Below are 18,336 nucleotides of genomic sequence, written 5' to 3' on the forward strand. Positions count from 1 at the left end.
CCCCCGGCCTCTTCCGAGGCGTGGCGGGCCCCGACCCCCTTACCCCCGCCGCACCCGCCCCGCGATCCGGCGGCCCAGCCGCCCCAGGGCGCTCGACCGGTTCCAGTCGCGGAAGGCCTCCGCCCGGCCGCTGCTGCCCGTGCGGCCCACCGTCGCCTCGACCTCCGCCACGTCCTCGGCCGACATCCCGCGGACGGCGGGGCGCAGGACCTCGTCGAGGAGGGCGGCGGCCACCGGGGGCCAGGCGCGGCCCGCGTGCGGGTGGGCCGTCCAGACGGTGAAGCAGTCCGCCGCGTAGGCGGGCTGGGTGCGCAGCCTCGCCCGTACGGTCTCCGTCCGGGCGGCCCGGTCGTAGGCGGCGATCAGCTCGGCGTCCTCGCCGTGGACGAAGTCGTACAGCTCGGCCCCCGGGCGGTCCGGGGCCAGCAGGCGCTCGACCAGGGCCGTGTGCGCCCGCTCGCGGAGCGTCGGTTCGACCGGCTCCGCCCGGGCGCACAGCGTGCGGACGCGCTCCGCCCAGCCGGGCTCCGGTGCTCCGGTGCGCAGTTCGCGGACGAGGACCAGGAGGAGGAGGCCGGCCCGCTCCCGGCCGCCGATCTCCTCCGGGAAGCCGCGCAGCAGGTCGTGGGCGAGCCCGGCGGCCTCGTCCGTCCCGGCGGCGGACGCCCCGGCGGTGGGCGTGGCGGCGGCCGAGGTCCCGGCGGCGGCGGACGCCCCGAGCGCCGCGTCCACCAGGCGCGCCCACGTACCGGCCGCGCGGTGCGCGTCCGAGGTGGCCGCGTCCAGCAGCAGCCGGGCCTCCTCCACCGTCGGGGCCCGGTCCTCCCACACCAGGCCGGCCGCCGTGCGCAGCACCAGCGGTTCGGCGAAGGGGGAGACGCCGGCCGCCCGCAGCACCCGGTGCCACATCGCCGCCCGGTCCCCGCCCAGGGTCGCCATCGCCTCCGGGACCTCGGCGCACATCCGCAGATGCGGCAGCGCCTGCGTGCCCGTGAACGGCAGCGTGACCCGCTCCAGGAACCGGGCCACCGCCCCGGGGTCCTCGGGCGCGACCCGGTCCAGCGCGCCGAGCAGCGCCGTCCGCACCTCGAACTGCTCGTCCAGCAGCTCCAGCAGGGCCGGTGCGAAGCCCGGGGGGCCTCCGTGCGCCGCCGTCTCCGTCAGCAGCACGGGTGCCAGCCGGTCCACGACCCCCGGCAGCGACTCCGTACCGTCCACGCCCAACAGGCGTGCCACGCGCAGAAGTTGTACCGTGCGTGCCACCGGGCGCGAGCCGACCGTGTCGGCCAGCTCGGTGAGGATCTCCGGGCCCAGCCGTTCAGCCACCTCCGCTCCTTCCGGACCGGCGAACGCGTCCCGGCGCGGCAGTTCCAGCGAGCCGTTGCCGCCCCGTACCGCCTCCGTGACCAGCATGGCCGCGAGCGGAGCGGTCACCGATGCCGGGCAGCGGCCCTCCAGCGCGCCGAACAGCCGTCCCACGGCGTCGAACTCGGGGCCCGTCCGGTCGTCGATGCCGGGGGAGGTGAGGGCCTCCACCAACTGGCCCGTGCGCTTGGCGTCCAGTGCGTACGGGCGGTCGGCGGCCCAACCGGCGGCCGCCGCACGCTCGTCCGGCCCGAGCGTGACCCCCGCACACAGGGCCGTCACGGCCAACGGGCCCGCCGCGAACGGCTCCCCGGGCAACTCCCTCGCCTCACCGAACAGTTCCGGCGACCGGCTCCGCCAGACCCGCGCCGCCGTCGCCGCCCACGCGTCGCCCGTACCGTCGCTCGCTGGCGACGGCCCCGCGCACTCGTGCACCCGCAGCCCCGCGGCCCGTGCCGCCGCCGCGTCCTCGGGCAGCACCCCCGCCACCCGCGACGCCGAACCTTCCGGCCGTCGGGTGTACGTGGTGAACGTCAGCCGCTCCGCGCTCTCCCTCGGCAGGGTGACCGACGCGAGCCCCAGCCACCGGGCCACGTCCGCGCACTGCCGCTCCACCAGCACCACCGGCCGCCCGCCGGTCGCCTCCGCGTCGCTCGCCCGGCGCAGATCCGCCAGTACGGCCGCGAGCCACGGGCCGCGCGAGACGGCGAAGTCGTCGAGGCCCTCGGAGACCGCCGCCGGACCCGGCGGCAACGCCAGCGGATCCGGTATCGCCCCGCCGGGCGTCGCCGCCACCCAGTGCGGCGACCGCCACGCCTCGACCGGCAGCCGGTCGCCCGGCAGCGGAACCCCCGGCGGCACGTGCACCGCGTGCGCGTGGAACCGGACGCCCGCCCCCGTCCCGCCCGCGTCCCGGACGGGGGCCGAACGAGCCACCAGCCGACTGCCGTCGGACAGCAGGAAATACCCGAACGCCTGCGGCAGCGACCGCAGTTCGCCGTCGGAAGGCCGGTCGGGAACGCCCCCGGGAAGCTCGTAGCGCACCAAGGGCTCGATCTCCGCCAGCAGAGCACCCGACACCCCTGGGCCGACCGCCGTGAACCGGCCCCCCGCTCCCTCGTCCCCCGGCGCGGCGGAGGAGTAGTGCACCTGTGCAAGGCTCATCTGTCGGCCCTCTTCGTCCTGCCGCGCCCGATCCCCGTGCCCACCCCGTACGGCTGGGGTCGGGGGAATGAAGTCCGCAGCCGCGGGGGCGACGTTATCAAGGACGGGGGCGGAATCCCTACGCTGCGTCAGGCGGTGGCCCGAGGACCGCTGCACCAGGCCCTGTCGTCGAACTGCCGCCTGCCCCGCGGCGCCATGCACGCGCTCCCGCCGCACCGGGCACAGGCCCGAGTACATCCCGTACGAGGACCAGCCCCCGGCACACCGGGAGCACACACCTGACCCCGCAGGGCCGCCCTCCGGGCGACGACGGCAGTCCGACGACAGGGCCTAGGTTGACCCCATGAGCGACGTGAGGCTTTCCGCGGGCGTGATCGAGTACCACGACACCGGAGGCGACGGGCCCGCAGTGGTCCTCCTGCACGGCGTGGCCATGGACGGTTCGCTCTGGGACGAGGTGGTCGCCGGGCTCGGGGACGGGGTGCGGTGCATCGTGCCGACCCTGCCGCTCGGCGGGCACCGCAGGCCCATGGACGCCGGGGCCGACCTCTCCGTCCTCGGGGTCGCCCGGCTGGTCGCCGAGTTCCTGGAAGCCCTCCGGCTTGAGGACGTGACCCTGGTGATGAACGATTGGGGCGGTGCACAGGCCCTGGTCGCGGACGGGCGGGCCGACCGGATCGGCCGGCTCGTGATCACGTCCTGCGAGGCGTTCGACAACTACCCGCCGGGACTGCCCGGCCGGAACCTCGTCGCCTCCGCCAGGCTGCCCGGAGGGATCAGGGCGGCCTTCTCCCTGCTCCGGCTGCGGCCCGCACGGCGGCTGCCCATGACCTGGGGATGGATGAGCAAGCGGCCCGTCCCGCACACCACGATGGACCGGTGGTTCCGGCCGCTCCAGACCTCCCCGGAGATCCGCCGCGACCTGCGCGCCTACGTGCTGGGCGTACCGGAGAAGGCCGAGCTCGCGCGGTGGGCCGAGCGACTGCGCACCTTCGACCGGCCCGCGCTGGTGGTCCGGGCGACCGAGGACCGGGTGATGCCGCTCGACCACGGGCGGCGCCTCGCCGAACTCCTGCCGCAGGGGCGGCTGGTGGAGGTGGCCGACAGTTACACGCTGATTCCCCGGGACCGGCCGGACGCCCTCGTCGAGCACATCGGTGCCTTCCTGGCGGAGACCGCCTGAGGGCGGCGGAGCCCGGCTCCCCGGGCGGCGGAACCCGGCCTCCCGGGAGGCGGTGCGGTGCATGTCCCGACGAGGTAACAGTCCCTCATCGGCACCCACCGACCGCGCCGGGCGAACCTATGATCGACGCGGTGCCGAGGAGGAACGGGGAAACGCTGTGACCTGTCACGTGCCGTTAAGGGGGGCCCGGTACGGACTGTCCCTGGCCCTCGCGACCGCGCTGCTCGCCGGCTGTTCCGGCGCGGCGGACGACCGGGGGGAAGCGGAGAAGGGCGACGCCTCGACGCGTGCGAGCGCGAGCCCGGACCCCGGCGGCGGCACCGGAGCCGGGCCGTCACCCGAGGAAGCACTCGTACCCGACCCCGCCCGGCTCCCGAAGACCCGGGCCGAGGCACGCGACCTCATCGACCGCGTCATCGCCGGCCCCGACAGCTTCGGCCCCGGAGTGGTGAAGCGGAGCCCGTACGAGAGCGACCCCGCGACCTGGCCCGTGCTCGGCGAGGACTGCGTCTGGCAGCAGCGGAAGCCCGCGTACAGCGTCCTGGCCACCCTCACCCGGTCGTTCGAGCTGCCCGCCGAGCCCGGGAAGGGGCCGGTGCGCCTCGGCGCGGTCGTCACCGTGCACCGCGCCCCCGGGGACGCGGCCTGGGAGATGGCGGAGTCGATCGAGGAGAGCATGCGCTGTCCCACCCAGCAGTTGCGCGAGGGCGAGCTGATCGGCTCCATGGTCGCCGCCGCGCTCCTCGGCGGCGAGTCCACGCAGACCGCCTCCGAGGACTCCCTCAGCGAGACGGGGCAGTACCGGAGCTCCGAGTTCGGCGGGCCGCACCACTACTCCTGGCAGCAGGCGCAGACCCTGCAGTTCACGGTCGCCGTGACCGGCAAGGGAGCGAAGGGGCGCACCGAGCGGGAGATCGACGACCTCGTCGTCCAGGCGCAGAGCGCCATGCTGGCCCGGCTGGAATCCGCCGTCGAGAAGCAGAGCTGAGGCCGGGCGATGGACGACCTGCGACCCACGGACCCCGCCCGGATCGGCGGCCACCGGCTCCTCGGCCGCCTCGGGGCGGGCGGCATGGGCGTCGTCTACCTCGGACGCACCGACGCCGGAGCGCTCGCCGCGATCAAGGTGATCCTGCCCGAGCACGCCGGGGACGAGGACTTCCGGACCCGCTTCCGCCGCGAGGCCGAAGCCGCCCGGCGGGTCGACAGCCCCTGGGCCGTCCCCGTCACCGGCGCCGACACCGAGGCGGAACGCCCCTGGCTCGCCACGGAGTTCGTCCCCGGGCCGACGCTCTCGGAGATCGTCGCCCGGCGCGGACCGCTGCCCGCGCGCAGCGTCACCGTCCTCGGCCGGCTGCTCGCCCGCGCGCTGGCCGCCGTGCACGCCGCCGGGCTCGTCCACCGCGACGTCAAGCCGGGCAACGTCCTGCTGACGGCCGGCGGGCCGCGGTTGATCGACTTCGGGATCGCCCGCTCCGCCGACGCCACCGCCCTGACCGCCACCGGCCTCGTCGTCGGCACCCCCGGCTTCCTCCCGCCCGAGCAGGCGTCCGGGAACACCGCCGGTCCCGCCGGGGACGTCTTCTCGCTCGGCTGCCTCCTGGCGTACGCGGCCACCGGCCGGCCGCCCTTCGGCGGCGGTGCGGTCGACGCCGTCCTCTACCGCACCGTGCACGACGCACCCGACCTGGACGGCGTCGACGACGCCCACCTGCGCGCGCTCCTGGACCGGTGCCTCGCCAAGGACCCCGGTGAGCGTCCGGCCGCCGCCGACCTCGACACCTCGATAGCCGAGGACGCCCCCGCCGGGGCCACCGTCGACTGGCTGCCCGAGGACGTCGTCCGGATCATCGCGGACCGGTCCGCCGCCCTCCTGGACCTGCCCGGCATCGACGCCACCGTCACCGAGCGGCCCGGCCCGCCGGAACCCGCCCCCGGCCGGAGACGGCTCCTGCTGATCGCGGCCGGCGGAGCGATGGCGCTCGGTGCCGGCGCCTTCGCCGCCGTACGCCTCACCCGCGACGAACCCGGCGGCGGCGGGGACGGCGCTTCCGGCGGACGCCGCTGGATCATCGGCGTGCACGCCGACCTGACCGGCCCCCTGAGCGCCGCCGGACGCGCCCAGGAACGCGGCGCCCGGCTCGCCGTCGACCGCTTCAACGCCCTCGACGGCCACCCCTTCCGGCTGGCCGTGAAGGTCCTCGACGACCAGGGGGACCCCGCCCGCGCCGCCCAGGTCGCCGAGGAGTTCGCCCGCGATCCGGAGGTCGTCGCGGTCATCGGCCCCACGGGCGACGGGGCCGCCGGGGCGGCACTGGCCGCGTACGACGAGGCGGTGCTGCCGGTCCTGACGGTGTCGGCCCTCCAGATCACCTTCCCGGCCCGGGCCAACGGCTCCTTCTTCCAGGCCGCACCCTCCTACGCCTCGCTCTCCGTCCCCGTCGTCAACCGCCTCCTGCTGCGCCCCGACGTCGAACGGCTGGGCATCCTGATCGACCGGGCCGGCGGGCAGACGGCCTACCAGGCGGGTTACGCGATCAACCTGATGACCCCCGACCTCACCACCGGCACCACCCACCCCCGGGTGGTGCCCGCCGGGACGACCGTCTTCGACCCGGTCGTCACCGACCTCCTCTCCCACCGGAGCGACGCCCTCTTCTACGCCGGTGACGCGGCGGGCGCCTCCCGGGTCGCCCGCATCCTGGCCGACCTCTCCTTCGCCGGACCGCGCATGGCCCAGCACAGCGTCATGGGGCCGGAGTTCCTGGAACAGGCGGGCGCGGCGGCCGACGGCTGGGAGTTCGTCGCACCGTTCACCGACGCGAGCGCCCCGGCCGCCGCGACGTTCGCCGCCGCCCACCGCAAGCGCTTCGGCGCGGCCCCCGCGGCCTGGTCGGCCGAGGCGTACGACGTGACGGGACTCGTCGCCCGCGAACTGGCCGCCCTGACCGAGACCGCGGCCAAGAAGGCGAAGGCGAGCGCCGCACCCTCCGGCGACGGCCGCCCCACCCGGTCCGCGCTCACCGCCGCGATCGCCGCCGCCCGGTACGAGGGGATCTCCCGCACCTACGCGTTCGACGAGAAACGTCAGCAGGTCATCGGCCAGGACGCCCACCTGTACCGGGTGGAGAAGGGCCGTCACCGCTATCTCGGCCCCGCCCCGAAACCGGAGAGCTGACGTGCGGCCCCTCACCTCCGAGGACCCCCGCACCGTCGGCCCGTACCGCACCCTCGTCCGGCTCGGCGCGGGCGGCATGGGCGTGGTCTACCTGGCGCGCTCGGCGGGCGGCACGCTCGCCGCCGTGAAGGTGATCCGGGCCGAGCACGCCGACGATCCCGGGTTCCGGGCCCGCTTCCGGCGCGAGGCCGGGGCCGCCGCCCGGATCACCGGCCCGTGGGTGGTTCCGGTGCTCGGCGCGGACACCGAGGACCGCGAACCGTGGCTGGCGACCGCCTTCGTCCCCGGGCCCTCGCTGGCCGAGGTGGTGGGCGCGGGCGGCGCGCTGCCCACGGCCACCGTCAGGGCCCTCGGGAGCCGGCTCGCCGAGGCCCTCGTCGCGGTCCACGAGGCCGGGCTGATCCACCGCGACGTCAAACCCGGCAACGTGCTCCTCGCCCTCGACGGCCCCCGCCTCATCGACTTCGGGATCGCCCGCCACGAGGGCGCCACCGCGCTGACCACCACCGGCGCGGTGATCGGGACGCCCGGCTACCTGGCCCCCGAGCAGGCGTCCGCCGGACCGCTGGGGCCGCCGTGCGACGTGTTCTCGCTCGGCTGCGTCCTCGTGTACGCGGCGACCGGGCGGCCGCCGTTCGGTGCGGGCGGCGGGGCCGGCGCCCTGTTCCGCACGATCCACGAGGAGCCGGACCTCACGGGCGTGGAGCCCGGCCTGGCGCCCCTGATCAGCGCCTGCCTGGCCAAGGACCCGGCCGACCGGCCGGCCGCGGGCCGGGTCCGCGACGCCCTGACGGCGAGGGCCCCGGGTGACCTCGGGGACCCGGGCCGGGGACGGGACCCGAGGGAGTACCCGGGCCGCCCAGGAGCCCCGGACCCGCACGAAGCCCCCCGCACCGCGCCCGCTCCCGCACGCTGGGAGATGCCCGCCGGGCTTCCCGCGCTGATCGCCGAGCGGTCCGCCACCGCCCTCGCGCTCCCGGATCCCGAACCACTGCCCGCCACGCTCGCCCCGGCCGGGGACGGCGACACGTCCGGTCCCGGCCGCCGGCGGCTGCTCACCGCCGGGGCGGCCGGGGCCGTCCTCCTCGCCGGCGGTTCCACCGCGACCTGGATCGCCCTGCGGGGGAGAGGCGGGGGAGCGGGGGGAGGGCCGACCGGTTCCGGGAAGCCGCCCACGTACACGATCGGGCTCCACGCCGACCTCGGCGGCCCCGGACGGGCCACCGGACTGGCCCACCTGCGCGGCGCCCGGCTCGCCGTCGCCGACCACAACGCCCGTGCGGACCAGGCGTTCCGGCTCGCCCTGCGCACCGAGGACGACGCGGGGGATCCGGCGGCGGCCCTGCGGGCGGCCGGGCGGCTGGCGGCGGACCCCGAGGTCATCGCGGTCGTCGGCCCCACCGGAGACGTCCTGCGCGAGGACGTCGTCGCGCGGTACGCCGAGGAGCGGCTCGCCACCGTCGTCGTCGCGGCCGGCTCCACCACCGCCGACTCGGCCACCGCCCTCCACCTCTGCCTGATCCGCCCCCTCGACCGTATGCTCCCGCCCGGCCTCATCGGCTACCTGACCCGCACCCGCCCCGCGACCCGCATCCTGCTCGTCGAGGACGCCACCACCCCCGTACTCGCGACGGAGACCGGGGTCGCGTTCCGTGAGGCCACCCCCGCCGGCGCCACTCTCATCGAGCACCCCCTCGTCCGGGGGAACGCGGGCTTCGCCGCGGTCGCACGCAAGGCGGTGACCAGCAGGGCCGACGCCGTGGTGCTCGGCGGCGGCGACCCGGCGCGGGCCGCCCGCCTGGCCACCGCGCTGGCGGACGAGGGCTTCACCGGCAGCAGGGTCGCCGCCGGACCCGCCCTCGGGCCCGCCTTCCTCGCGGGCGCGGGGGCCGCCGCCGACGGCTGGGTCTTCGCCGAGGCGTACGCCGACCCCACGGCCCTCCCCTCGGCGGGCACGTTCACCGCCGCGCACCGCGAACGCTTCGGCGCGCCCCCGGCCACCTGGGCCGCAGAGGCGTACGACGCGGTCGGCCTGATCGCCCGCGCCGCCGGGGCCACCAGCGCCTCGGGGGAGGTGCGCAGCGGCATTCCCCGTCGGCTCGTGCGGACCGAGCACCGGGGGATCGTGCGCACCCTCGCCTTCGACGCCTCGACCCTCCGCGTGCGATTCGAGAACGGGATCTTCCTCTACCGGATCGAGAAGGGCCGCCCCCGCTTCCTGGGCCCGTTCGCCGACGTGTAGCCACCGCGGAGCCCTGGCGGCGGCAGCGTTCGGTGAAGCCGGGGCCAGGCGTGAAGATCTGCTGCGACCGCGCTTAAGAAATCCTCGATGGACCCGGGCCCCGTCGTACGGCAGATTGCTCGGTGACGGCCGAGGATGGCGCGTGGAGCCGTACGACGTGCAGAGCGGTAGGTCGTACAGCGGTATGCCGTGCGTCGTGCACCCGGGCGTCGTGCAGCCGTACGACGTGTCCCGTCCCGCCGCGCTCCCGCCACGGGGGCGACCACCCGAGAACCACCCCGGGCCGCAGGGTTCTTCCGACATGCCCCGAGGCCCGGGGTCATCCACCCGCGTACCGATCGCGTACCGACGTCAGGGAGCCGCAGCCGTGAAGGCACTCGTCAAGCAGAAGGCCGAACCCGGACTGTGGCTGATGGACGTGCCGGAGCCGGAGTACGGCCCCACCGACGTCCTGATCAAGGTCCTGCGCACCGGCATCTGCGGCACCGACCTGCACATCCGCGCCTATGACGGCTGGGCCCAGCAGGCGGTCACCACCCCGCTGATCCTCGGCCACGAGTTCGCCGGAGAGGTCGCCGCGACCGGCTCCGACGTCGCGGACATCGCGGTCGGCGACCTGGTCAGCGGCGAGGGCCACCTCGTCTGCGGCAAGTGCCGCAACTGCCTCGCCGGCCGTCGCCACCTCTGCCGCTCCACCGTCGGCCTCGGCGTCGGCCGGGACGGGGCGTTCGCGGAGTACGTGGTGCTGCCCGCCTCCAACGTGTGGGTGCACCGGGTCCCCGTCGACCTCGACATCGCGGCGATCTTCGACCCGTTCGGCAACGCCGTCCACACCGCGCTGTCCTTCCCGCTCGTCGGCGAGGACGTCCTGATCACCGGCGCCGGACCGATCGGCATCATGGCCGCCGCCGTCGCCCGGCACGCCGGGGCCCGCAACGTCGTCATCACCGACGTCAGCGAGGCCCGCCTCGCCCTCGCCCGCAAGGTCGGCGTCAGCCTCGCCCTCAACGTCGCGGACCGCACCATCGCGGACGGGCAGCGGGAACTCGGCCTGCGCGAGGGCTTCGACATCGGCCTGGAGATGTCCGGCCGCCCCGAGGCGATGCGGGACATGGTCGCGAACATGACGCACGGCGGCCGGATCGCGATGCTCGGCCTGCCCGCCGAGGAGTTCGCCGTCGACTGGTCCCGCATCGTCACCTCGATGATCACCATCAAGGGGATCTACGGCCGTGAGATGTACGAGACCTGGTACGCCATGTCCGTCCTGCTGGAGGGCGGACTCGACCTCGCCCCCGTGATCACCGGCCGGTACGGCTTCCGCGACTACGAAGCGGCCTTCGACGACGCCGCGAGCGGCCTCGGCGGCAAGGTCATCCTCGACTGGACCGTCTGACCCACCGACCGGCCTCCCGACCGCCCTTCGCTCTGGCCCCTCGTCCCTCGCCCTTGATCCCTTAAGGAATCCGCATGTTCGACTCCGTACGCGACGACCTGCGCACCACCCTCGACGAGATCCGCGCCGCCGGCCTGCACAAGCCCGAGCGCGTGATCGGCACCCCGCAGTCCGCGACCGTGGCCGTCACCGCCGGCGGGCGCGCGGGCGAGGTCCTCAACTTCTGCGCCAACAACTACCTGGGCCTCGCCGACCACCCCGAGGTCATCGCCGCCGCGCACGAGGCGCTGGACCGCTGGGGCTACGGCATGGCCTCGGTCCGTTTCATCTGCGGCACCCAGGAGGTCCACAAGGAGCTGGAGCAGCGGCTCTCGGCCTTCCTCGGCCAGGAGGACACGATCCTCTACTCCTCCTGCTTCGACGCCAACGGCGGCGTCTTCGAGACGCTGCTCGGCCCCGAGGACGCCGTCATCTCCGACGCCCTCAACCACGCCTCGATCATCGACGGCATCCGCCTCTCCAAGGCGAAGCGCCACCGCTACGCCAACCGCGACATGGGCGAGCTGGAGACGCAGCTCAAGGAGGCGTCCGGGGCCCGCCGCCGCCTCATCGTCACCGACGGCGTCTTCTCCATGGACGGTTACGTCGCCCCGCTCCAGGAGATCTGCGACCTGGCCGACCGCTACGACGCCATGGTCATGGTCGACGACTCGCACGCCGTCGGCTTCGTCGGCCCCGGCGGACGCGGCACGCCCGAACTGCACGGCGTCATGGACCGGGTCGACATCATCACCGGCACCCTCGGCAAGGCGCTGGGCGGAGCCTCCGGCGGTTACGTCGCGGCCCGCGCGGAGATCGTCGCCCTGCTGCGCCAGCGCTCGCGCCCGTACCTCTTCTCCAACTCCCTCGCCCCGGTCATCGCCGCCGCCTCCCTCAAGGTCATCGACCTGCTGGAGTCCGCCGGGGACCTGCGCGAGCAGCTCAACGCCAACACCGCGCTCTTCCGCACCCGGATGACCGAGGAGGGCTTCGACATCCTGCCCGGCGACCACGCGATCGCCCCCGTCATGATCGGCGACGCGGGCAGGGCGGGCCGGATGGCGGAACTGCTCCTGGAGCGCGGGGTGTACGTGATCGGCTTCTCCTACCCGGTCGTCCCGCAGGACGCGGCCCGGATCCGGGTCCAGCTCTCCGCCGCGCACTCCACGGACGACGTGAACCGCGCCGTGGACGCGTTCGTCGACGCCCGGGCCGCCCTGGACGCGGAGGCGTAACCGCTCACCGGGTCTGGCAGCCGCCGCGACCTGGGACAATGGGCACATGATCGATGCGCGGCGGTTGCGAATCCTCCGTGCGGTGGCCGACCACCGCACGGTGACCGCGGCCGCCGCCGCGTTGTACCTGACGCCCTCCGCCGTCTCCCAGCAGCTCGCCGCCCTGGAGCAGGAGACCGGCCACCGGCTCGTCGAACGCGGTGCGCGCGGCGCCCGGCTCACCGCCGCGGGGGAGATCCTGCTGAGCCACACCAACGTGGTCCTGGCCCAGCTGGAGCGGGCCGAGGCGGAGCTGGCCGACTACAGCGCGGGCGTCGCCGGTACGGTCACGGTCGCCGCGTTCGCCACCGGCATCGGCCTCGTCCTCGCCCCCACCCTCACCGAGCTGGCCCGCACCGCGCCCGGCATCCGGGTCAAGGTCCAGGACGCGGAGGGCGACGCGAGCGTGCCGATGGTGCTGGACCGGCAGGTCGACGTGGCGGTGGCCGTCGAATACCGGGGCGCGCCCGCCGAGGACGACCGCCGCCTGACCCGCGTCCCCCTGTACTCGGAGCCGTTCGACGCGGTGCTCCCGGTGGACCACCGGCTCGCGGACCAGGACCAGGTGGCGGTCGCCGACCTCGCGAAGGACCCGTGGATCGGGCCCTACCCGGGCAACCCCTGCCATGACGTGGTGGTCCTGGCCTGCGAGTTCGCCGGGTTCGCCCCCCGCCTCGAACACTCCTCGGACGACTTCCGCGCCGTGGTCGCCCTGGCCGGGGCCGGCGCCGGAGTGGCCCTGGTGCCCCGGTCCGCGCTGCGCGGGATGGAGCTGACCGGGGTGGTCGTGCGCCCCGTCGAGGGGAGCGCCCCCACCCGCCGCGTCTTCGCGGCCGTACGGCAGGGGGCCGAGGGCCATCCGCTGATCCGGCCGGTGCTGGACGCGATGGAGGCGGTGGCCGTGCGGGAAGCGGGCCTGGCGCGGGTCTGAATCCGGCACGCGCCCTGCCCCCGCCGCCCTTCGGCCCGCTCCTCCGTCCACCCGGTCCGCTCCGCCGCCTCTCACCCCGCCCGGCGTCCCAGGACGAAGCGTCCCCCGGCCGACGCGCCCGGGACCAGCGTCCCGGCCGCCGCGGCGAGCGCCACGGCCCCCGCGATCACCGCGTAGTGCACCGGCGGAAGATACGGCGCCGTGCCCGCCAGCGAGACGGCGAACGCGGTCAGCGGGACCGCGGCCACCGCCGTTCCGATCACCAGCCCGGCGAAGGTGACCAGGCCGGTCTCCAGCACCAGCATCCGCCGGAGCTGCCGCCGCCCGGTGCCGACCATCCGCAGCAGCCGGAACTCGCCCCGGCGGCCGATCGTGATCAGCGCCAGCGTGCTCACCACGGCCAGCAGCGCGAAGCCGCCGATCACCCCGACGCCGATGACGATCACGGCGTTGTCCCCGTCCGACACCGGCGGAGCGATCGCCACGTCGTCGCCCGTGGCGGCCCGCACCACGACCCCGCCGCCGTACGGGGCCAGCGCCCGACGCACCGCGGCCGCGGGGTCCGCACCGGACCCGGACCCGGACGCGGCCTGGGACCCGGACCCGGTCTCGGCTCCGGCCCCGGTCCGGATCAGCACGACCTGGTCCCGCGCGGCCGAGACATGGCCCGCCAGCGCCTCGCGCGGGAAGAGGAACTCGCCCAGGCCCAGCGCGTGTCCGTACACCGCGACGACCCGGGGCTCCACCCGCGTACCGTCGCCGAGCCGCAGCGCGACCCGGTCCCCGGGGCCGACGTCCAGGCTCTTCGCCCGGTCCGCCCCGACCGCGACGGCGTCCCCCCCCGTGAGCCGGTCCAGGTCGCCCGCCGTGACGCGCGGGTCGAGCGTGCCGGACAGACCGCGCGCCTCCACGCCCAGCACGGGCAGCCGGGTCAGCACCGGCTCGCCCGCCTGCCGGTCGGCCAGGACGACCGTCGAACGCAGCACCCCGGTCGCCGCCGCGACCCCCGGCGCCTCCCGCACCGCCTCGGCCGCTCCGGCGGGCAGCCCCGCCCCGCCGCCCGTCGCCACCAGGTTCGCCCGCAGCGCGGCGGAGGCCTGGTGGCCGGAGGCCCGCTCCATTGTCGGCCCCGAGGCGAGCTGCACGCAGACGAACGCGACCACCAGCACGATCGGGGTGAACGCGGTGGCGAGCCGCCGGGTGTGCGCCGAGGCGGCCCGCTCGGCCAGGAACCCCGAGACCCCGCCCGCCTTCCGCATCGGACGGCCCAGCACGCCCAGGGCGATCCGGGAGATCCGGGGCCCCAGCAGAGCGACCGCGATCACCAGGGACATCGCCGCGCCCGAGGCGGCGGCGCCCGCCGCCTGACCGCTCTGCGTCGTCGCGACCCCCGCCGAGCTGATCCCGGCGAACGCCAGCACCACCCCCGCCACGTCACGGAACCGTCCCGGCTCGCTCGGCTCGTCCGCCGTCGCCGCACCCAACGCGGCGGCCGGCCGCAGCCGGGTGATGGACCGGGCGGCGAGCATCGCCACCGGCCGCGCCAGCAGCGCTACCAGCAGCCCGCCGGCCAGCACCGCGGCGGGCGGCAGCCACCACGGCACCGGCAGCGGCAGCGGACCGGTCGTCAGCAGCGAACGCATCGCGAGACCCAGGGGCACGGACCCGACGCCGCCCAGCAGCGCCGCCGCCGCCGACACCCGGCCCGCCTCCCGGCCGATCGCGGACCGCAGCTGACGGGGCGAGGCCCCCACCGCCCGCAGCAGCGCCAGCTCCCCGGACCGCTGACGGATCGCCTGCGACAGCGTCGAGGCGATCACGAGGATCGCCACCATCAGCACGGTGCCGCCGATCGAACCGAGCAGGGCCAACTGGTCCCCGCGTCCGCCGAGCGCGTCCACGTGCTCGGCCTCCCCGCGCTCCGCACCCGTCAGGACCCGCACGCCCCGGTCCGACCCGGGGACGCCCGAACGCTCGGGCAGCACCGCGCCGATCGCGTCCCGCAGCGCGTCCCGCGAGACGCCCGGCTCCGCGACCACGCCGATCGCGTCGATCCGGCCCGGGTGCCCGGCCAGCGCGGTCAGCCGGGACTCGGTGAAGAACACGGCCGGGGGAGCGTCGCCGCCGTGCCCGGTGCGGGCGATCCCGCTGACCGTGTACGTCCGGGCGGCTCCGTCGGCCCGCAGCACGACCCGCCCGCCAGGGGCGTGGCCGCCCGCCGCGAGCACGCCGTCCAGGACGACCTCGGTCGCGTCCCTCGGGGCACGCCCCTCGGCCAGCGCGTACCGGGTCAGCGCGGCGGACGGCCAGGAGCGGCCCACCGCGGGCCGCCCGTCGCCCGTGGACACCGGCACCGAATCGTCCGCGACGGCCTGCGCCACGCCGTCGGCCCCCGCCACCGCGGCCAGCACCGACCGGTCCAGACGGGCCCGCTCGGGCAGGTACGCCGTCGTGGTCCGCGGTTCGCTGCCCCACGGCTTCGCCGTGTACGACACCTTCTGGTCCGCCGCCACCACCGCGTCCGCGCCCGCGTACCGCTGCACCGGAGGCGCCGCCACCAGCAGCGAGCCGATGACGAACGCGAACGCGCCGATCAGCGCGGCGGCGGCGCCCGTCGCCACGATCACCGCCGCCCAGGCCCGCCGATGCGTGGCCAGCGACCGCCGGGCCAGGAACGCCGACGCCCGCCGCGACCCCTGCCGTACCCCCAGCGGCTCCCGGGCCGCCGTACCCGTACGTCTGTTCCGCGCGGCCGCCGACTCCGGGGCCGCCGTGCCCGTACGCCTCTTCATCCTCATCGCAGCCGACCGCCGTCCATCGTCAGGACGGTGTCCGCCCAGCTCGCCGCCACCGGGTCATGGGTGACCATCACGACCGTGCGGCCCTCGATCCGTACGGCGTCCCGCAGCAGCGCCAGCACCAGCGCCGCCGACTCCGGGTCGAGGGAGGCGGTCGGCTCGTCCGCGAAGATCACCTCGGGCTCCGTCACCAGCGCCCGCGCCACCGCGACCCGCTGCTGCTGGCCGCCCGACAGCGTCGACGGCCCGTCGCCGCCACGCCCCGCGAGACCAACCCGGGCCAGCAACTCCCGCCCCCGCGCCAGCACATCGGGGCCGCCCGGATCCGCGCCGCCCAGCACCAGCGGCAGCACCACGTTCTCCTCGATGGACAGCGACGGCACCAGATTGAGCGCGTGCGACTGGAAGACGAAGCCGATCCGGTCCCGGCGCAGCCGGGTCAGCGCCGCCTCCGAGAGCGACCCGAGGTCCGTGCCGCCGATCCTGACCGTCCCCGAGGTCGGCCGGTCCAGGCCCGCGGCGACCTGGAGGAAGGTGCTCTTGCCCGAACCCGAAGGCCCGACCACCGCGGTGAAACTTCCGGCCGGGACCCGGCAACTGACCCCGTCGAGCGCCGTCGTCCTCCGGCTGCTCCCGCGCCGTCCGTAGCTCCGGCTCACCCCCTCCAGACCGAGCGCGGCTCCCTGCTCCACCATCGTCGTACCCACTGTTCGCCTCCACCGTCCCCGTACTGTCCGACCTGCTAGAACGCTATGAGCCGGGAGACGGCCGGGCGAGGGTGCGCACTACCGGACCGGGGGTGCAGCCAGCTCCACCCCCGCCCGGGGGACCGCACCCCTCCGGCGGTGGGACCGCCCCCGTACCGTGGGCTGCCATGAGCAGCTCACCACCCGGTCCCCTCACGGTCGCCGTCCGGCGTTCCTGGGGCGCCTCGCGCTACCTCCTCATCGGCATCGGGGTCGCGATGCTGACCTACGTCGGCGCGTTCCTGGTGGTGGCGGCCCTCCTGTTCGCGGTCGCGATCATCGGGCTGCCCGCACTGCCGGAGGCCGCCACCCTGCTGCGCCGGGCCGCCTCGGCGGAGAGCCGCAGAGCGGCGGCCCGGCTCGGGCCGGGACACCGCCCCGCCTCCTATCCGCCCCTGGGCGGCGTCGAGTTGCCCGAACGGGTCCGGCGGACGCTCACCGACCGGACCACCTGGCGGCTCGCGCTCTGGCTGCCCGTCCAGACGTTCTTCGGCATGGGGCTCGGCTACCTCACGATGATCCTGTGGCCCGTCGCCCTGCTGGTGGACGGCGTCGCGCTGTCCGTCGTGGGGCTGGTGGACCGGCGGCGGGCCGACGAGTACGGCATCGAGCCGCCCGACCGGCCGGGCTGGGCACTGCGCTGGCACCCGGTGCTGGCCGACCTCTCGGCGGGCTGGACCATGGCCCTGCTCGCCCCGCCGCCCGCCGCCGAACTCACCGAGCGGATCGCCCACCTCACCGAGAGCCGGGCCGGCGCGGTCGCCGCGCACGGGGCCGAACTGCGGCGCATCGAGCGGGACCTGCACGACGGCGCCCAGGCCAGGATCGTCGCCCTGTCGATGCGGATCGGGCTCGCCAAGCAGCTCCTGGACCGCGATCCGGCCGCCGCGCGGGCCCGCCTGGACGAGGCGCAGGACGGGGCCGAAGCCGCGCTCGCCGAGCTGCGGCACGTCGTGCGCGGCATCCACCCACCGGTCCTCACCGACCGCGGACTGGCCGGTGCCGTACGGGCGTTGGCCGCCGACGTCCCCGTGCCCGTCACGGCGGACCTGGACGGGGTGGAGGACGGGCGGCGGCTGCCCGCCGCGATCGAGGCCGCCGCCTACTTCGTGGTCGCCGAGGCGCTCACCAACATCAGCAAGCACAGCGGCGCCACCGCCGCCCGGGTCCGGATCGACCGGCCCCCCGGCCTCCTGCGGGTGACCATCGGCGACGATGGTCGCGGCGGCGCGGACGAACGCGCCGGCAGCGGGCTGGTGGGCATCCGGCGGCGGGTCGCCGCGCTGGACGGCGCCACCCGCGTCAGCAGCCCCGCCGGGGGGCCGACGGACATCGAAGTGGAGCTGCCGTGCGGATCGTGATCGCCGAGGACAACGCCCTCCTGCGCGAGGGCCTCGTCCTCCTGCTCACCAGCTCCGGACACGAGGTGGTGGCCGACGCGGCGGCCGGCCCGGAGATCCTGCCCGCCCTGCTCGAACACCGCCCGGACGTCGCCGTCCTGGACGTACGGCTGCCGCCCACCTTCCGCGACGAGGGGCTGCGGGCCGCGATCGCCGCCCGCGCCGAACTGCCCGACCTGCCGATCCTGGTCCTCTCGCAGTACGTCGAGGAGACGTACGCCGCCGAGCTGCTCGCCCGGGGCGCCCGGGGCATCGGCTACCTGCTCAAGGACCGGGTGGGCCGGATCGAGCAGTTCCTGGAGGCCCTGGACCGGGTGGCGGCGGGCGGCACCGCGCTCGACCCGGAGGTCGTCACCCAGCTCCTCACCCGCAAGTCCACGGCGGGCCCGCTCCAGAGCCTCACCGCCCGCGAGCGCGAGGTCCTGGAACACATGGCGCAGGGCAAGGCGAACGCCACCATCGCCGCCGAACTCACCGTCTCCGAACGGGCGGTGAGCAAGCACATCGGCTCGATCTTCGCCAAGCTCGGCCTGGAACCGGACGACGGAGCCGTCCACCGCCGCGTCCTCGCGGTGCTGGCCTACCTGGAGGGCCGGGACGGGGTCGCCCCCTGAGGTCGC

At 75.9% G+C, this 18,336-nt stretch carries 12 protein-coding genes; 9 read left to right on the forward strand and 3 right to left on the reverse strand.

The features are described 5' to 3' along the window. Positions 1-39: 39 nt before the first annotated feature. On the reverse strand, positions 40-2,529 hold the full coding sequence (locus OG245_RS31185) for a GTPase-associated protein 1-related protein (RefSeq protein ID WP_371626679.1): 2,490 nt from the start codon (positions 2,527-2,529) through the stop codon (positions 40-42). 343 nt (positions 2,530-2,872) lie between these two features. On the opposite strand from OG245_RS31185, the gene OG245_RS31190 reads away from it, so the two are divergent. The 7 genes from OG245_RS31190 to OG245_RS31220 all read left to right on the forward strand — a co-directional run bounded on the left by OG245_RS31190 (position 2,873) and on the right by OG245_RS31220 (position 12,772). Next, positions 2,873-3,712 (forward strand): alpha/beta fold hydrolase, encoded by an 840-nt coding sequence (locus OG245_RS31190; protein ID WP_371626680.1) that lies wholly within the window; start codon positions 2,873-2,875, stop codon positions 3,710-3,712. A 169-nt stretch (positions 3,713-3,881) separates the two neighbouring features. Next, complete coding sequence (locus tag OG245_RS31195) at positions 3,882-4,700, forward strand: hypothetical protein (RefSeq protein WP_371626681.1); 819 nt, start codon at positions 3,882-3,884, stop codon at positions 4,698-4,700. Positions 4,701-4,709: 9 nt separating this feature from the next. After that, positions 4,710-6,890, forward strand: a complete 2,181-nt coding sequence (locus tag OG245_RS31200) for a bifunctional serine/threonine-protein kinase/ABC transporter substrate-binding protein (RefSeq protein WP_371626682.1) — start codon at positions 4,710-4,712, stop codon at positions 6,888-6,890. Between the two features lies 1 nt (position 6,891). Continuing rightward, positions 6,892-9,132, forward strand: coding sequence for an ABC transporter substrate-binding protein (locus OG245_RS31205; protein WP_371626683.1), 2,241 nt, complete (start codon positions 6,892-6,894; stop codon positions 9,130-9,132). Positions 9,133-9,499: 367 nt separating this feature from the next. Further along, the gene (gene tdh / locus OG245_RS31210) at positions 9,500-10,528 is read left to right on the forward strand and encodes an L-threonine 3-dehydrogenase (RefSeq protein WP_371626684.1); all 1,029 of its coding nucleotides are present in this window, start codon (positions 9,500-9,502) and stop codon (positions 10,526-10,528) included. A 74-nt stretch (positions 10,529-10,602) separates the two neighbouring features. Beyond that, positions 10,603-11,802 (forward strand): glycine C-acetyltransferase, encoded by a 1,200-nt coding sequence (locus tag OG245_RS31215; RefSeq protein WP_073803874.1) that lies wholly within the window; start codon positions 10,603-10,605, stop codon positions 11,800-11,802. A 46-nt stretch (positions 11,803-11,848) separates the two neighbouring features. After that, positions 11,849-12,772: a LysR family transcriptional regulator gene (locus tag OG245_RS31220; RefSeq protein ID WP_371626685.1), complete on the forward strand. Its 924-nt coding sequence runs from the start codon at positions 11,849-11,851 to the stop codon at positions 12,770-12,772. A 71-nt stretch (positions 12,773-12,843) separates the two neighbouring features. Here the strand turns inward: OG245_RS31220 and OG245_RS31225 are convergent, their stop codons facing one another. Both OG245_RS31225 and OG245_RS31230 read right to left on the reverse strand, forming a co-directional pair. Further along, the gene (locus OG245_RS31225; RefSeq protein ID WP_371628036.1) at positions 12,844-15,564 is read right to left on the reverse strand and encodes an FtsX-like permease family protein; all 2,721 of its coding nucleotides are present in this window, start codon (positions 15,562-15,564) and stop codon (positions 12,844-12,846) included. Positions 15,565-15,566: 2 nt separating this feature from the next. After that, on the reverse strand, positions 15,567-16,265 hold the full coding sequence (locus OG245_RS31230; protein WP_371628037.1) for an ABC transporter ATP-binding protein: 699 nt from the start codon (positions 16,263-16,265) through the stop codon (positions 15,567-15,569). 179 nt (positions 16,266-16,444) lie between these two features. On the opposite strand from OG245_RS31230, the gene OG245_RS31235 reads away from it, so the two are divergent. After that, complete coding sequence (locus OG245_RS31235) at positions 16,445-17,677, forward strand: histidine kinase (protein ID WP_371626686.1); 1,233 nt, start codon at positions 16,445-16,447, stop codon at positions 17,675-17,677. Beyond that, complete coding sequence (locus tag OG245_RS31240; protein WP_371626687.1) at positions 17,665-18,330, forward strand: LuxR C-terminal-related transcriptional regulator; 666 nt, start codon at positions 17,665-17,667, stop codon at positions 18,328-18,330. The genes OG245_RS31235 and OG245_RS31240 overlap by 13 nt, the downstream gene beginning before the upstream one ends. Positions 18,331-18,336: the final 6 nt, after the last annotated feature.

Origin of the sequence: Streptomyces sp. NBC_01116 (genome assembly GCF_041435495.1) — a bacterium.
Lineage (GTDB): Bacteria > Actinomycetota > Actinomycetes > Streptomycetales > Streptomycetaceae > Streptomyces.

Bases quoted from the DNA above. Each gene is read 5' to 3' on its own strand.
- OG245_RS31185 (WP_371626679.1), bottom strand. From the start codon at position 2,529: ATGAGCCTTGCACAGGTGCACTACTCCTCCGCCGCGCCGGGGGACGAG.
- OG245_RS31190 (WP_371626680.1), top strand. From the start codon at position 2,873: ATGAGCGACGTGAGGCTTTCCGCGGGCGTGATCGAGTACCACGACACC.
- OG245_RS31200 (WP_371626682.1), top strand. From the start codon at position 4,710: ATGGACGACCTGCGACCCACGGACCCCGCCCGGATCGGCGGCCACCGG.
- OG245_RS31215 (WP_073803874.1), top strand. From the start codon at position 10,603: ATGTTCGACTCCGTACGCGACGACCTGCGCACCACCCTCGACGAGATC.
- OG245_RS31220 (WP_371626685.1), top strand. From the start codon at position 11,849: ATGATCGATGCGCGGCGGTTGCGAATCCTCCGTGCGGTGGCCGACCAC.
- OG245_RS31225 (WP_371628036.1), bottom strand. From the start codon at position 15,564: ATGAAGAGGCGTACGGGCACGGCGGCCCCGGAGTCGGCGGCCGCGCGG.
- OG245_RS31230 (WP_371628037.1), bottom strand. From the start codon at position 16,265: ATGGTGGAGCAGGGAGCCGCGCTCGGTCTGGAGGGGGTGAGCCGGAGC.
- OG245_RS31235 (WP_371626686.1), top strand. From the start codon at position 16,445: ATGAGCAGCTCACCACCCGGTCCCCTCACGGTCGCCGTCCGGCGTTCC.